Consider the following 14,026-nt stretch of genomic DNA (forward strand, 5'->3'; position numbering starts at 1 on the left):
GCCGCCAGCGGCACCCAGCTCGGCCGCGCGGCCGGCGCCGTCCGCGCCGCCGCCGAGTGCCCCGTCCGCACCATGGAGGCGCCCCTCGCCGCCGCCATCGGCGCCGGCATCGGCGTCGGCGACCCGCGGCCCCGGCTCGTCCTCGACATCGGCGCCGGGATCGTCGAAGCGGCCGTCATCATGCGGGGACGCGTGCACTGCGCACGAGCCATCCAGTACGTCCCCGAACGGCAGGCCGGGCACACCCTCCCCCGGCTGCCCGACTACGTCCGGGAACGGCTCGCCGCGAACGTCCACCACCTGCTGGCCGACCTGCCCGCCCCGCTGCGCCGCACCGCCCGCGACGGCGGCCTCCTGCTCACCGGCGGCGGCGCCCGGCTGCCGTCCCTGCCCGGACGGCTCACCGCCGAGATCTCCCTCTCGATCACGATCGCCCCCGACCCGGCCCGCGCCACCATCCGCGGCCTCGCCCACGCCTGCCGCTCCCCCGACACCTGGCGCCTCACCCATCCCTGACCCGCGCTACGATCACCCCGTGCAGTTCCTCGTCTGTGCGTAGGACGCCCCGCCGCCGCAGAACGCCGCGGCGGCCTCCGGCGTCCCCGTGAACCGCCCCTCAACGGGCTTCTTCTGAGGAACACTCTCGTGACACCGTCGTACGCGGCCGTGCTGCGCGCACCGCACGCCCTCCGCACCTTCGCCCCCGCACTGCTGGGACGGCTGTCCTACGGGACGGTCTTCCTGTCGCTCACCCTGGCCCTCACCACCGCCACCGGCTCCTACGCCCGGGCCGGCGGCCTCATGGCCCTGCTCGGCCTCACCGTCTCCGTCCTGTCACCGCTGCGCGCGGGGCTCATCGACCGGCACGGGCCCCGCCGCGCGCTGCCGCCGATGACCGCCGCCTACGCGCTCAGCCTCGCCGGGCTGGCCGCCCTCACCTGGCGTCCCGGCGCGCCGCTCCCGATCCTGACCGCCCTGACGGCCACGGCCGGCGTCACCGCTCCCCCGCTGGGCGTGGTCATGCGCACGCTCTGGAACGTCCTCCTGCCGGACGGGCCGCTGCTCCGGCGCGCCTACAGCCTCGACACCGTCAGCGAAGAACTCGTCTTCGTCACCGGGCCGCTCCTTGCCGGGCTGCTGGCCGCGGTCGCCGTCCCGTCCCTCGGGATCGCGCTCAGCGCGGTCCTGGCGGCCGCCGGAACCGCCGGGCTGATCGCCTCCCCGGTGCTGCGGCCGCGGCCGTCCGCACACTCCAGGGGACGGCGCGTGATCCCGCTCGCCCCGGCCGTCGCCGCCGCGGCCACCGGCGTCGTGCTCGGCTCGACCGGCCTGCTCGCCGTCGCGTTCACCCGGCATCACCACCAGCCCGCCGCGGTCGCCTGGGTGGAGGCCGCGCTCGGGGTCGGCAGCACCCTCGGCGGCCTCGCCCACGGCAGCCTGAGCCGTTCCCTTCCCGGGCGCGGCCGGCTCGCCGCGCTCCTCTGCCCGCTGGGCCTCGCCCTGGCCGCGGCGGGCCTCGCGCCGTCCACCCCCGCGCTGACCGCGATGGCGTGCGCCGCCGGGCTCTTCATCGGCCCGACGCTGACCACCGCCTACCTGCTGGCCGACGCGTCCGCACCGCCCGGCGCCCGCACCCGCGCGGCGGCCTGGGTGAACACCGCGCTGAACCTCGGCGCGGCCGGCGGGACGGCCGCCACCGGCGTGCTCCTGGACGTGCTGCCCCTGCCGCTCTGCTACGCCCTCGCCGCCGCCCCCGCCATCGCCGTCGCGGCACTGCTGCCTGCGTTGCCGGAACGGCAACGCAATTCGCCTTCGGCCCTGGTCACGGCGCACCATCGGGGCATGGACGACTCCACCACCGACCAGGAATTCTGGGACGCCCGCTACGCCGAGCGCGACCACATCTGGAGCGGCGACCCCAACGCCGTCCTCGTCCGCGAGGTCACCGGGCTGACACCGGGCACCGCCCTCGACCTCGGTTGCGGGGAGGGCGCCGACGCGATCTGGCTCGCGCGGCAGGGCTGGCGCGTCACCGCCACCGACATCTCCGGGGTCGCGCTCGACCGCGCGGCCCGCCACGCCGCCGCCGCGGGCGTCGCCGACCGCATCGACTTCCAGCGGCGCGACCTGGCCGCATCCTTCCCGGAGGGCTTGTTCGACCTGGTCTCCGCGCAGTTCCTGCACTCCCCCACGGCCATGCCCCGCGACCGGGTCCTGCGGGCCGCCGCCGCGGCCGTCGCGCCCGGCGGCGTCCTGCTCATCGTGGGCCACGCCGGGCCTCCGCCGTGGGATCCCGACTCCCATCCCGACGTGCACCTGCCCACCCCGGACGAGGTGCTGAAGTCGCTGGGCCTGCCGGACGGCGCATGGGAGGTGCTGCTCAGCGACGAGCACGAACGCCTCCAGACCGCCCCGGACGGGCGGACGATGACCCGCACCGACAACGCCCTCAAGCTCCGGCGCCCGCCGGCCTGACGCTCAGTGGCGGGCCGCCCGCTCCATCAGGGCGGTGAACTCCTCCAGGGAGATCTTGCCGTCCCGGTTGGCGTCGGCGGCCACGACCACCTCCACCGCGCGGGTGCCGGTGATGTCCTGGCCGAGCCTGCCCATCAGGTTCTTCAGCTCGCCGGTGGAGATGTAGCCGTCACCGTCCACGTCTACGAGCTCGAACGTCGCTCGGTAGTCGTCCATGTCCGCCATGTGCGTGTGCTCCTTCGCTGATCGATCGCGGGGCGACGGTAGCACCACGACCCGGCCCTTTACACAGTAAGGTCGGTGTTGATCACAAGGTCCGCCATAATCGGACGGGTGCGTCGCCCGTACGAATTCCTCGACCACCCGGGGCCGATCCCCTTCGCCCACCGCGGCGGGGCGGCCGGCCTGCCCGAAAACTCGATGGTCGCGTTCCAGCGCGCCGTCGACCTCGGCTACCGCTACCTGGAGACCGACGCCCACGCCACCGCCGACGGCGTCGTCGTCGCCTTCCACGACCGCACCCTGGACCGCGTCACCGACCGCACGGGCGCCATCTCCCGCCTCCCCTACACCGAGGTCGCCAAAGCCCGCATCGGCGGCACCGAGCCCGTCCCCCGGCTGGAGGACGTCCTCGGCTCCTTCCCCGACGCGCGCGTCAACATCGACCTGAAGGACGCCCCCGTCATCGGCCCGCTCGCCGCGACGCTGCACCGCACCAACGCCTGGGACCGGGTGTGCATCACCTCGTTCTCCACCCGCCGCCTGGCCCAGATGCGCGCCCGCCTCCCCCTGTTCACCGACCACGACGTGTGCATGGCACTCGGCCCGCGCGGCCTGATGGCGCTGCGCGCCATCTCCTACGGCGGCCCCGCCGCCAAGCTCGTCCGGCTCGCCGCCACCGGCGTCGCCTGCGCGCAGGTCCCCTACGGCCTCGGCCCCGTCCCCTTCGTCACCGAGTCGTTCATCGCCCAGGCACACCGCCTCGGCCTGCAGGTCCACGCCTGGACGGTCAACGACCCCGCCGCCATGGAACGTCTCCTGGACCTCGGCATCGACGGCATCATGACCGACGATCTCCTCACCCTGCGCCGCATCATGAGGTCCCGTGACCTCTGGCACGCCCCCCGCCCCGCCCCCACCTCCTGACGATCATCGCGCCGCATCCGCCCGCAACTCCGCGACCCCGGCGAACAGCAGCGCCCGGATCCCCGGCGACCGCGCCGAGGCCTCCGAGCCGCTCACCGAGATCCGGCGGCGACGCGAATCACAGGTCAGCGGTTGAAGCCCGGCGGGCGGTACTCGGCCGCGATGCGCATCGGCGGCTGCGGCTGCGGGCGTTCCCCGGGCCGGGACGGCTGTCCCGGCGGGACCGTCCCGCCGACCTGGAGGTCGAGGCGCTGGGCGCGGACCGCCTCCAGGAGTTCCAGATCCTCCGGGGTGACCAGGGCGGCCATCACCTTGCCGCGCCGCGTGAGCTTGACGGGCTCGCCGGTGTAGGCGACCCGGTTCACCAGATCCGCGAACTGGGCACGTGCTTCGGTTACCGGAACATCCACGTGATTCATCGTATAGCGAAACATCCGATCTCCCCTTGGCCCGGCTTCTCGCTCAGCAATACGCTCCTACGTACAGAGCGTACGAAATGTACAGATGATCGAGGAGGGGTCGTGAGCGGCGAACCGAGGCGATGGGACGGCGAGCGGTGGGCGGAGACGTTCGTGGGGAGGTCGCGGGCCGGCGTGGCGGAGGCGCCGCAGCTCGCGGACGCGCATTTGTTCGAGCGGCTGCTGGCGCAGCGGATCGTGTTCCTCGGCAGCGAGATCGACGACCGGGTCGCCAACCGGATCAACGCGCAGCTTCTACTGCTCGCCGCGCGGGACTCCAAACGCGACATCACGATCTACATCAACTCGCCCGGCGGGGTCGTGGACGCGGGGATGGCGATCTACGACATGATGCAGTTCGTCCCGAACGATGTGTCCACGGTCGCAATGGGTATGGCGGCGTCCATGGGGCAGACGCTGCTGTGCGCGGGGACGCGGGGCAAGCGGTACGCGCTGCGGCACGCGCGGGTGATGATGCACCAGCCGCACGGCGGGATCGGCGGCACCGCCTCCGACATCAGGATCCAGGCCGAGCAGTCGCTCTACCTCAAGCGGACGCTCGCGGAGCGGACGGCGTTCCACACCGGGCAGCCGCTGGAACAGATCGAGGCCGACGGAGACCGGGACGCGTGGTTCACCGCGGAGGAGGCCCGCGACTACGGTTTCGTCGACCATGTCATCGACAACACCGACCGGGTGGGCACATGACACGGGCGGAACGGCGGTACCTCGTCCCCGAGTACGAGGAGCGGACGAGCCACGGCCGCAAGGACACCAATCCCTACAACAGGCTCTTCGAGGACCGCATCATCTTCCTCGGGGCGCCGGTGGACGACACCAGCGCCAACGACGTCACCGCGCAGATGCTGACGCTGGAGGGCATGGACCCCGACCGGCCCATCGCCCTGTACATCAACTCGCCGGGCGGGTCGCTGACGGCGATGCTGGCGATCTGCGACACGATGCGCTACGTCCGGCCCGAGATCGAGACGACATGCGTCGGGCAGGCCGGATCGGCGGCGGCGATCCTGCTGGCGGCGGGCTCACCGGGACGGCGGCAGGCGCTGCGCGGCGCGCGGATCCTGCTGCACGAGCCGGCGATCGAGGTGTCCCGCGGCTACACCACCGACCTGGACCTCCAGGCGCGGGAGGTGCTGCGGCTGCGCGAGCGGACCGAGGCGATCCTGGCGGAGGCGACCGGACGCGCCCCCGAGACCGTGCGCCGTGACCTGGACCGCGAGCGGTATTTCAGCGCCGGGGAGGCCAAGGACTACGGCCTGGTCGACGAGGTGCTCACCTCCCGCGTCTAGGGAGGGCCCGCCGATCTCCGGCCGGACGCGGGCGGCACCGGCCGGCAGTCCCGGGCCGGGACCCGGCCGCCCCCCGATCAGCGGGTATGGCGCCGGGGTTAGAACGCCGGATGTTCGGGGAATCTTGTCACGGTATCCAGCGTTGGTCAGGGCAAGACCGCAAGCCGTCTGGGAGGCACGTGACGATGGCCGAGCGCGCACTTCGCGGTACCCGGCTCGGAGCGACGAGCTACGAGAACGATCGCAACACCGATCTGGCCCCTCGGCAAGAGGTGGACTACACCTGCACCAAAGGCCACCGGTTCACCGTGACGCTCGCGGCCGAAGCCGAGGTGCCGATGACCTGGGAATGTCGCAACTGCGGCGCCACGGCCCTGCGAGTGGACGGGGAGCTGCCCCAGGCCAAGAAGGGTAAGCCGCCGCGAACCCACTGGGACATGCTCATGGAGCGCCGAACCGTCGAGGATCTGGAGGAGGTCCTCGCCGAGCGGCTGGAGATCCTGCGGGCGGGGCGCAGGAAGTCCGCGTGAGCGACTGAGTTTCCGAAGGGCACGGGCCCGTACCGGTGACGGTGCGGGCCCGTCCCATGTCCGCGGTCAGCGGCCCGAGCGCGGCAGGACGAGGCCGCTCTCATAGGCGGTGACGACGGCCTGGACGCGGTCGCGCAGCCCGAGCTTACGCAGGATGCGGCTGACGTGGGTCTTCACCGTCTCCTCCCCCACGACCAGGCGGGCGGCGATCTCGGCGTTGGACAGGCCCGCGGCGACCAGCCGCAGCACGTCGGTCTCGCGCGGGGTGAGGGCGTCCAGGACGCCGGCCGCGGGCGGGCGGGGCCGCAGCCGGGCGAACTCGCCGATGAGGCGGCGGGTGACGGCGGGGGCGAGCAGCGCCTCCCCGGCGGCGACGACGCGGACGGCGTCGAACAGCCGCTCGGCCGTGACGTCCTTGAGCAGGAAGCCGCTGGCGCCCGCGACCAGGGCGTCGTAGACGTGCTCGTCGAGGTCGAACGTGGTCAGCATGAGGACGCGGAGCGGGTCCGGTTCGGCGGTGAGGCGGCGGGTGGCCTCGATGCCGTCCATGACGGGCATCCGCACGTCCATCAGCACGACGTCGGGGCGGTGCTCGCGGCACACCTCAAGCGTCCGCGCACCGTCGGACGCGGTCGCCACGACGGCCAGGTCGGGCTGGGTGCCGAGCAGTGCCCCGAATCCGGCGCGGACGACCTCCTGGTCGTCGGCGACCACCACGCGGACGGTCACGGCGCCGCCCGCGGGAGCGTCGCCTCGACCAGGAACCCGCCGAGCGGGCCGGGGCCGGGGCCGGTGCGCAGGTCGCCGCCGGCGGCGGCGGCACGTTCGCGCATGCCGAGCAGCCCGTGCCCGGCGGGTGCGCCGCCCGGGCCGGGACCGTTGTCGCGGACGCGCACCCGCAGCGCACCGGGCCCGTACTCGATCTCCACGTCGACGGCGGCGCCGGGTGCGTGCCTGCGGGCGTTGGTCAGCGCCTCCTGCGCGATCCGGTAGGCGGCCAGTTCCAGCCCGGGGTCGAGGGCGGCGACGTCCCCGCGGACGATCAGCCGGATGCTCCCCGCGCCGGACTCGTGGGCCTCGTCGACGAGATCGAGGAGCTGCCGCAGGCCGGGCTGCGGACGGCGGGTCGGTTCGGCGCCGGCGTCCTCGCGCAGGACGCCCAGCAGCCGCCGCATCTCGGTCAGCGCGGCCCGCGCGGTGTCGCCGATGGCCAGCAGCCGCTCGGCGCCCTCGGCCGGCATGCCGGGGACGGCCAGGCGCGCCGTCTCGGCCTGGACGGAGATCATCGAGATGTGGTGGGCGACGACGTCGTGCAGCTCGCGGGCGATGCGGGCGCGCTCACCGCGCGCCGTGTGCTCCAGCAGCGTCGTCTCGAACGCGCGGCGGGAGGACTCCAGCGCGGCGGCCCGCGCGCGGCGCCGCAGGACCCGCCGCCGCACCAGCGCGGTCCAGACGATCGTGAGCGCGGCGAGCGCGGCGAGCGCGGTACCGCGGTGCAGGACGCACGCGGCCGCGGCCGCGACCGTGATCGTCGCGGCGGCGCCGGTGATCCGGTCGCGGGCCAGGACGAGCGGGAGCGTCGCGCACACGTCCACCACGATGGCCAGCGAAAGGACGGCACCGGAGCCGTGCGTGCGGTAGACGGCCTCCACGGCGCCGGCCACGGCGAGGCAGGAACCCGCCACCGGCCACCGTGACCGCCCGCCGATCTCCCCCACGGACGCCATTGTGGCGCGGCCGGCGGTCCGGTGGCGTCCCTCCCGGGAGGGACGCCGCGTCCCCCGGTTCCCGCCCGCCAAGACGGCCCCGCCGCGGGATGACCGCGGGCCGCCGCCGTCCGTAGCCTCCCGGGGCATGGAGGCAACGATCGAAGTACGCGGCCTGCGCAAGCGGTACGGGGCGGCCGTCGCCGTGGACGACCTGTCGTTCACGGCCGGACCCGGGCAGGTCACCGGGTTCGTCGGCCCGAACGGCGCCGGCAAGTCCACCACCATGCGGATGATCATGGGCCTGGACCGGCCGGACGGCGGGACGGCGCTGGTCGGCGGGAAGCCCTACCGGTCGCTGCGGACACCGCTGTGCGGGCTCGGGGCGATGCTGGACGCCTCGGCGGTGCATCCGGCCCGGCGGGCCCGCGACCATCTGCGGTGGCTCGCGCACGCGGGCGGGCTGCCCGCCCGGCGGGTGGACGAGGTGATCGAGCTGACCGGGCTGGGCGGCGCGGCCCGGCGGCGGGCGGGCGGGTTCTCGCTCGGCATGCGGCAGCGGCTCGGGATCGCCGCCGCGCTGCTCGGCGATCCGCCGGTGCTGATGTTCGACGAGCCGGTCAACGGGCTGGACCCCGAGGGCATCACCTGGATCCGGGGGCTGCTGCGGTCGCTGGCCGCCGAGGGACGCGCGGTGCTGGTGTCCAGCCACCTGATGAGCGAACTGGAGGGCGGCGCCGACCGCCTGGTGGTGATCGGGCGGGGCCGGCTGATCGCCGACACCAGCGTCGGGGACCTGCTGAAGGCGGCGTCCCGCGGACGTGTCGAGGTGCGCACCACCGCGCGGCAGGACGTCATGACGGTGCTGGCGCGGGCGGGCGCCACGGTGACGGCGACGGGAGGGGACGCGGTGACGGTCGCGGGCATCCCGTCCGAACAGATCATCGCGCTGCTGACGCAGGCCGGGGCGGCGTTCAGCGGGATCGCCGAGCACCGGGCGTCGCTGGAGGAGGCGTACATGGAGCTGACCGGGGACGCGGTGGAGTTCCGGGCCGTGACCGGGCGGGAGGCCCGGTGACCGCCCCTGACCCCACCACGGCGCCCTCGTACCGCAGCAGCGTCCAGGCGGACGCCCGCGGCGGGTTCGGGGGGCTGCTGCGGGCCGAGTGGACCAAGCTGCGGACCGTCCCGCGCTGGCCGCTGGCCCTGCTGGCGTCGGCCGCGCTGACGGTGCTGGTGGCGCTGCTGTCCGCGGCGGGCAGCGAATCGACCGCCTCCGGGGACGGCCCGGCCGATCCCGGCCGGCTCCAGATCATCGACCTCGGCCACTTCACGTACCTGCCCCTGGCGGGAGACGGATCGATCGTCGCCCGTGTCACGTCCCAGCGGGACGGCGGCGCGTGGGCGAAGGCCGGCCTCATGATCCGGGAGAGCACGCGGCGGGGCGCCCCGTACGCGGCGCTGATGGTGACGCCGGGGCACGGCGTCCGGCTGCAGACCGGCTATGAGAGCGGCGGCGCGGGCGGCGGGACGGCGGCGCTGCCGCACTGGCTGAAGCTGACCCGCTCCGGCACGGCCGTGACCGGCTACGACTCGGCGGACGGGCGGACCTGGCGCCGGGTCGGGTCGGTCCGGCTGGAGGGGCTGCCGCGGCAGGCGCCGGCCGGGATGTTCGTGGCCGTGCCCGACACGGTGGAGGTGCGGCGGCAGTTCGGCGGGGAGACCGTCTCCGGGCGTCCCGGCGCCACCCGGGCGATGTTCGACCACGTGTCGGTGTCGTCGTCGCAGCCGGGCGCGTCCTGGCGGGACCGGGGCGGTGCGGGCGGGCCCGCCGCCGATCCCGGCGCCGACGGGCGCGCCGAGGCGGGCGGGACGTTCACGCTCAAGGGGATGGGCGACATCGGCCCCAACCGGTTCGCCGACGACATCACCAGGACGACCCTCACCGGCGTCCTGATCGGGCAGGCGGCGATCATCGCGCTCGCGGTGCTGTTCGTGACGGCCGAGTACCGGCGCGGGATGCTGCGCACGACGTTCGCGGCGAGCCCCCGCCGGGGCCGGGTGCTGGCCGCCAAGGCGATCGTGGCGGCGCTCGCGGCACTGGCCGCGGGGCTGGCGGGGGCGTTCGGGTCGGTGCTGCTCGCCGGGCCGGTCCTGCGCTCGCACGGCATGTCGCCGCCGTCGCTGGCGGATGAGGCGGTGCTGCGCGCGGTGCTCGGCACGGCGGCGCTGCCGGCGGTCATCGCGGTGTTCTCGCTGGCCGTCGCGGTGATCGTGCGGCGCAGCGCGCCCGCGATCACGGTCGTGCTGCTGGTCCTGCTCGTCCCGCAGATCGCCGCGACGGGGCTGCCGCTGCCGGCGGCGCGGTGGCTGGAGCGTCTCACCCCGGCGGCCGGGTTCGCGATCCAGCGGACGGTGACGCGGTTCGACCAGGCGATCAGCCCGTGGGCCGGGTTCGGGGTGCTGTGCGGCTACACGGCGGCCGCCCTGGCGGCGGCGGCATGGCTGATCCGGAAGAGGGACGCGTGAGCGGGGCGAACCGGGGCGCGCCGAGGGCCGTCCTCCCGCGGGGAGCGTGGACGAACACGCTGCACGCCGAGTGGACGAAGCTGCGGACGCTGCCGGGCGTCTGGTGGACGCTCGTCGCGTTGGCCGGGCTGACCGCCGCCGTCGGCGCCGCGGTGACCGGGTCGGTGGACACCGCGAACTGCGCGAGCCCCGCCGGGTGCATGGAGGACACGCCGAAGCTGGCGTTGTCGGGCGTCCGGCTCGGGCAGGTCGCCGCGGTCGCGGTCGGTGTCCTCGCGGTCGGCGGCGAGTACACGACCGGGACGATCGCGGCGACGCTGGCGGCCGTCCCGCGCCGGGCCGCGGTGCTGGCCGCCAAGGCCGCCGTGGTCGCGGGCGCCGTGGCCGCCGCCGGGACGGTCGGGGTGCTGGCGTCGCTGGCGGCCGGGCGGAGCCTGCTGCCCGGCAACGGGTTCACCGCCGCGAACGGCTACCCGCCGCTGTCGCCGCTGGACGGGCCGACGGCGCGGGCCGCGGCCGGGACCGTCCTGTACCTGGTGCTGGTGGCGCTGCTGTCGCTCGGCGTGGGGACGGCGCTGCGGGAGCCGGCGGCGGCGATCACGGCGGTGCTGGCGCTGCTGTGGCTCGTCCCGGTCGTCACCCGCCTCACCGCGAGTGCGGTGTGGCAGGACCGGCTGGACAAGGTCGCGCCGATGCCGGCGGGGCTGGCGGTGCAGGCGACGCGGGACCTGGACCGGCTGCCGATCGGGCCGTGGGCGGGCCTCGGCGTCCTGGCCGGCTACGCGGCGGCGGCGCTGCTGGCGGGCGGCGCCGTGTTCGCGGCGCGGGACGCCTGAGCGGTCAGGCGCGGGACGCCGTGTCGTCGTCCTCGTGGATGACCTCGCCGCGGACCACCGGTCCCGGCGGGGTCTCGACACGGTCCGGGCCCCCGTCGAACGGCCCGAAGGGGCCGGTGCCGGGGCCGGGCGGGAACACGGCGGCGGCCCGGTCCTCGGCCGCCCGCATCCGGCGCGCCGCGAACGCCGCCAGCGACCGCCGGACGAGCGGGCGGGTGAACGGCAGCACGAGCAGCAGCCCGAGCACGTCGGTGACGAACCCGGGGAACAGCAGCAGCATCCCGCCGGCCATGACCAGGGCGGCGTCGCCGAGGTCGCGGTCCTGCAGGACGCCGCTGCGGACGGTGTCGTGGAGCGCGCCGAAGGCGCGGCGCCCCTCCCGCCGGATCAGCCACGCGCCGAGGAACGCCTCGGCGAGCAGCAGCCCGACCGTGGGCCAGGCGCCGATCACCCCGCCGACCTGGACGATCACGAAGATCTCCAGCACCGGCAGGAGCAGGACTCCCAGAACGATCAGCAGCGGCAGCATGGCCCCATCTTCGGGTCGGAAAAGCCTCCACCCCGTTCAACGCCGCGGCGGCCCCGAACGTTTCCCCCGCGAACGCCCCGCCGGCGGCGGATCTCAGCGGGGCGGGCGGAGCCTGCCGACACGGTCGGCCATGCCCCACTGGGTGATGCGCAGCGCCGCCTCGGCCATCACGTCCCGGCTCATCTTGCTGGTGCCGTGCTCGCGTTCGACGAAGGTGATCGGCACCTCGACCACGCGCAGGCCCTGCCGCAGCGCCCGCAGCGCCAGGTCGATCTGGAAGCAGTAGCCGCGTGAGTCGACCTCGTCCAGGCCGATCTTCTCCAGTGTCGCGGCGCGGAACGCGCGGTAGCCCGCGGTCGCGTCGTGCAGCGGGATGCCGAGCATCAGCCGGGCGTAGGTGTTGGCGCCGCGCGACAGCGCCTCGCGCCGCTTCGGCCAGTTGCGCACCCTGCCGCCGGGCACCCAGCGGGCGCCGATGACCAGGTCGGCGTCCTCCAGCGCCGCGAGCAGCCGCGGCAGCTCCTCGGGCTGGTGGGAGCCGTCGGCGTCCATCTCGACCATGACGTCGTAGCCGTGCTCGGCGGCCCACCGGAACCCGGCGATGTAGGCGGGGCCGAGCCCGTCCTTGCCCTTGCGGTGCAGGACCTTGATCTGCTCGTCGCGGTCCGCCATCGCATCGGCGACCTCGCCGGTGCCGTCGGGGCTGGCGTCGTCCACCACCAGGACGTCCACCGACGGGACGGCCTCGCGCACCCGCCCGGCGATGCGCTCGATGTTGTCCCGCTCGTTGTAGGTCGGGATGATCACGAGCACCCGGCCGAGGTCGGCTGGGATCTCCATCGGTGTCAATTCCCCTCGTTCTTCCTGGCTGTCCATGCCGCCGCGAACACCGCGCCGAGCCCGAGCAGCGCGAGCGCCCACTCCGGCGCCGCCCCGAGCCGGTCGGCGGGCGTCCGCGCGGTGCGCGCCGGGACGGTCCGGACCAGGATGTCGGGCACGAACTCGCGGGACTCGCCGAGCATCCGGCCGTCGGGGGCGACGATCGCGCTGATCCCGCTGGTGGCGGCAACCAAGATCGTACGGCCATGTTCGACGGCGCGCAGCCGCGACATCGCGATCTGCTGCGGCGGCAGGCTGGTGCGGCCGTAGGTGGCGTTGTTGGTCTGCACGACCAGGACGTCCCCGCGCGCCACGTCGCGGACCTCCTTGTCGTAGGCGACCTCGAAGCAGATCACGTCGCCGACGGTGGCCGGGCCGAGCCGCATCACGCCCGACCGGGTGCCCTTGGCGAAGTCGCGCGGGATCCGCTCGAACCGGGTGATGAGCCTGGTGAGGATGTCGCGGAACGGCAGGTACTCCCCGAACGGCACGGGGTGCCGCTTGACGTAGTAGTCGCCGGGGCCGCCGCGGGGGTCCCAGACGATGCCGCGGTTCTCGACCTTCTCCCCGTCGGGGGCGTCGGTGAGGGCGCCGACGAGGACGGGGACGCCGACGTCCTTCACCGCCCCGTCGATGGCGCTGTAGGCGTCGGGCTCGGCGTAGGGGTCGAGGTCGCTGGCGTTCTCCGGCCACACGACGAGCTCGGGCCGGGGCACCTGGCCGGCGCGGACCCTGGCGGCCAGCTCGTGGGTGGCCTTGACGTGGTTGTCCAGGACGGCCTTGCGCTGGCCGAAGGCGTCCAGGCCGGTGCGCGGCACGTTCCCCTGGATGACGGCGACGGTGACGGGACGCCCGGACGCGGGCGCGGGGATCAGCGCCCCGCCCCCGGCGACCGCGGCGACCAGCGCCAGCGGGACCGCGACCGGCACCAGGGCGCGCCGCGCGGTGGGCGCGTCCGCTCCCCCGCGGCGGGACGCACGGGCGCGATGGGCGGCCACGGCCGCGTACGCGAGGAGACCGCCCACCAGCGCGGTGACGAACGTGACGAGGGGCGCGCCGCCCCAGGACGCGTACGGGGTCAGCGGCGTGGCGGTCTGGCTGAACGCCAGCCGCGCCCAGGGGAACCCGCCGAACGGGACCCGGCCGCGGATGAACTCCTGGCCGACCCACAGCGCGGCCGTCCACACCGGCCAGCCGGGCAGCCGGGTGACGACGGCGATCCCGGCGCCGAGCGGCAGGAAGTAGGCGGCCTCGACGAGGCTGAGGAGGATCCAGCCGTCCGGGCCGATCCGGGAGATGCCCTCCAGGGCGGGGATGAAGAACGCGGCGCCGGCGACGAACCCGAGCCAGGCGCCGGTGCGGGCGGGCCGCCCGCGCAGGACGAGGGCGAGCAGCGCGACGCCGGCCGGGGCGAGCGGGGTGAGGTCGAACGGCGGGAACGCCTGCCACATGAGCAGGCCGGCGCCGACGGCGAGCAGGGTGCGGCGCCACCCGGCGCGGCCGCCGGTGCGCACACCGCGGCGCAGCCGGCCGAACCGGCCGGTGCGCGCCGGGTCGCCGGGTGCGCCTCCGGAGCCCTCGCCGTGGCCCGTGGCCGGCGACCGGTCCGGGAGGGTCTCCTGGGCCAC

The 14,026-nt window shown here is 75.1% G+C and carries 16 protein-coding genes; 9 read left to right on the forward strand and 7 right to left on the reverse strand.

What is annotated here, in order from left to right; translation table 11 throughout:
• The coding region (locus AF1_RS21185; protein WP_174548877.1) for a rod shape-determining protein at window positions 1–516 on the forward strand (516 nt) is incomplete at its 5' end.
• A 129-nt stretch (window positions 517–645) separates the two neighbouring features.
• Window positions 646–2,475 (forward strand): MFS transporter, encoded by a 1,830-nt coding sequence (locus tag AF1_RS35925; RefSeq protein ID WP_207394025.1) that lies wholly within the window; start codon window positions 646–648, stop codon window positions 2,473–2,475.
• A gap of 3 nt (window positions 2,476–2,478) precedes the next feature.
• Here the strand turns inward: AF1_RS35925 and AF1_RS21195 are convergent, their stop codons facing one another.
• Window positions 2,479–2,700 (reverse strand): EF-hand domain-containing protein, encoded by a 222-nt coding sequence (locus AF1_RS21195; RefSeq protein WP_067801960.1) that lies wholly within the window; start codon window positions 2,698–2,700, stop codon window positions 2,479–2,481.
• Between the two features lie 108 nt (window positions 2,701–2,808).
• Between AF1_RS21195 and AF1_RS21200 the strand changes: the two genes are divergently transcribed.
• Complete coding sequence (locus tag AF1_RS21200) at window positions 2,809–3,621, forward strand: glycerophosphodiester phosphodiesterase (RefSeq protein ID WP_067801962.1); 813 nt, start codon at window positions 2,809–2,811, stop codon at window positions 3,619–3,621.
• A 125-nt stretch (window positions 3,622–3,746) separates the two neighbouring features.
• Here AF1_RS21200 and AF1_RS21205 read toward each other — a convergent pair whose 3' ends face one another.
• Complete coding sequence (locus tag AF1_RS21205) at window positions 3,747–4,031, reverse strand: type II toxin-antitoxin system Phd/YefM family antitoxin (protein WP_174548878.1); 285 nt, start codon at window positions 4,029–4,031, stop codon at window positions 3,747–3,749.
• A 183-nt stretch (window positions 4,032–4,214) separates the two neighbouring features.
• On the opposite strand from AF1_RS21205, the gene AF1_RS21210 reads away from it, so the two are divergent.
• The 3 genes from AF1_RS21210 (at window position 4,215) to AF1_RS21220 (ending at window position 5,919) form a co-directional block, all read left to right on the forward strand.
• On the forward strand, window positions 4,215–4,787 hold the full coding sequence (locus AF1_RS21210; RefSeq protein ID WP_275938304.1) for a ClpP family protease: 573 nt from the start codon (window positions 4,215–4,217) through the stop codon (window positions 4,785–4,787).
• On the forward strand, window positions 4,784–5,389 hold the full coding sequence (locus tag AF1_RS21215; RefSeq protein WP_067801966.1) for an ATP-dependent Clp protease proteolytic subunit: 606 nt from the start codon (window positions 4,784–4,786) through the stop codon (window positions 5,387–5,389). The genes AF1_RS21210 and AF1_RS21215 overlap by 4 nt, the downstream gene beginning before the upstream one ends.
• A 185-nt stretch (window positions 5,390–5,574) precedes the next feature.
• Window positions 5,575–5,919: an RNA polymerase-binding protein RbpA gene (locus AF1_RS21220; protein ID WP_067802035.1), complete on the forward strand. Its 345-nt coding sequence runs from the start codon at window positions 5,575–5,577 to the stop codon at window positions 5,917–5,919.
• Window positions 5,920–5,985: 66 nt separating this feature from the next.
• Here the strand turns inward: AF1_RS21220 and AF1_RS21225 are convergent, their stop codons facing one another.
• Both AF1_RS21225 and AF1_RS21230 read right to left on the reverse strand, forming a co-directional pair.
• On the reverse strand, window positions 5,986–6,648 hold the full coding sequence (locus tag AF1_RS21225; RefSeq protein ID WP_067801967.1) for a response regulator: 663 nt from the start codon (window positions 6,646–6,648) through the stop codon (window positions 5,986–5,988).
• Window positions 6,645–7,637 carry a sensor histidine kinase gene (locus tag AF1_RS21230; protein WP_207394024.1) on the reverse strand — a complete coding sequence of 331 codons (993 nt, stop codon included), beginning with the start codon at window positions 7,635–7,637 and terminating at the stop codon, window positions 6,645–6,647. The genes AF1_RS21225 and AF1_RS21230 overlap by 4 nt, the downstream gene beginning before the upstream one ends.
• 136 nt (window positions 7,638–7,773) lie before the next feature.
• On the opposite strand from AF1_RS21230, the gene AF1_RS21235 reads away from it, so the two are divergent.
• From AF1_RS21235 to AF1_RS21245, 3 genes are read left to right on the forward strand one after another with little or no spacing between them, the layout of a single operon-like run.
• Window positions 7,774–8,703, forward strand: a complete 930-nt coding sequence (locus tag AF1_RS21235) for an ABC transporter ATP-binding protein (protein ID WP_067801971.1) — start codon at window positions 7,774–7,776, stop codon at window positions 8,701–8,703.
• Entirely contained in the window at window positions 8,700–10,154 is a 1,455-nt protein-coding gene (locus AF1_RS21240; protein ID WP_067801976.1) for an ABC transporter permease subunit, read from the forward strand. Before AF1_RS21235 ends, AF1_RS21240 begins: the two co-directional genes overlap by 4 nt.
• On the forward strand, window positions 10,151–10,990 hold the full coding sequence (locus tag AF1_RS21245) for an ABC transporter permease subunit (RefSeq protein WP_242608781.1): 840 nt from the start codon (window positions 10,151–10,153) through the stop codon (window positions 10,988–10,990). Before AF1_RS21240 ends, AF1_RS21245 begins: the two co-directional genes overlap by 4 nt.
• A gap of 4 nt (window positions 10,991–10,994) precedes the next feature.
• On the opposite strand, the gene AF1_RS21250 is transcribed toward AF1_RS21245, so the two are convergent.
• From AF1_RS21250 to lnt, 3 genes are all read right to left on the reverse strand, one after another.
• Window positions 10,995–11,519 carry an FxsA family protein gene (locus AF1_RS21250; RefSeq protein WP_067801978.1) on the reverse strand — a complete coding sequence of 175 codons (525 nt, stop codon included), beginning with the start codon at window positions 11,517–11,519 and terminating at the stop codon, window positions 10,995–10,997.
• Between the two features lie 93 nt (window positions 11,520–11,612).
• On the reverse strand, window positions 11,613–12,359 hold the full coding sequence (locus AF1_RS21255) for a polyprenol monophosphomannose synthase (protein WP_067801981.1): 747 nt from the start codon (window positions 12,357–12,359) through the stop codon (window positions 11,613–11,615).
• A 5-nt stretch (window positions 12,360–12,364) separates the two neighbouring features.
• On the reverse strand, window positions 12,365–14,026 hold the full coding sequence (gene lnt, locus AF1_RS21260; RefSeq protein ID WP_067801984.1) for an apolipoprotein N-acyltransferase: 1,662 nt from the start codon (window positions 14,024–14,026) through the stop codon (window positions 12,365–12,367).

The sequence above is a fragment of the Actinomadura formosensis NBRC 14204 genome, assembly GCF_001552155.1.
Classification (GTDB): Bacteria; Actinomycetota; Actinomycetes; order Streptosporangiales; family Streptosporangiaceae; genus Spirillospora; species Spirillospora formosensis.

Bases quoted from the DNA above. Each gene is read 5' to 3' on its own strand.
- AF1_RS21255 (WP_067801981.1), bottom strand. From the start codon at position 12,359: ATGGAGATCCCAGCCGACCTCGGCCGGGTGCTCGTGATCATCCCGACC.
- AF1_RS21195 (WP_067801960.1), bottom strand. From the start codon at position 2,700: ATGGCGGACATGGACGACTACCGAGCGACGTTCGAGCTCGTAGACGTG.
- AF1_RS21235 (WP_067801971.1), top strand. From the start codon at position 7,774: ATGGAGGCAACGATCGAAGTACGCGGCCTGCGCAAGCGGTACGGGGCG.
- AF1_RS21220 (WP_067802035.1), top strand. From the start codon at position 5,575: ATGGCCGAGCGCGCACTTCGCGGTACCCGGCTCGGAGCGACGAGCTAC.
- AF1_RS21215 (WP_067801966.1), top strand. From the start codon at position 4,784: ATGACACGGGCGGAACGGCGGTACCTCGTCCCCGAGTACGAGGAGCGG.
- AF1_RS21250 (WP_067801978.1), bottom strand. From the start codon at position 11,519: ATGCTGCCGCTGCTGATCGTTCTGGGAGTCCTGCTCCTGCCGGTGCTG.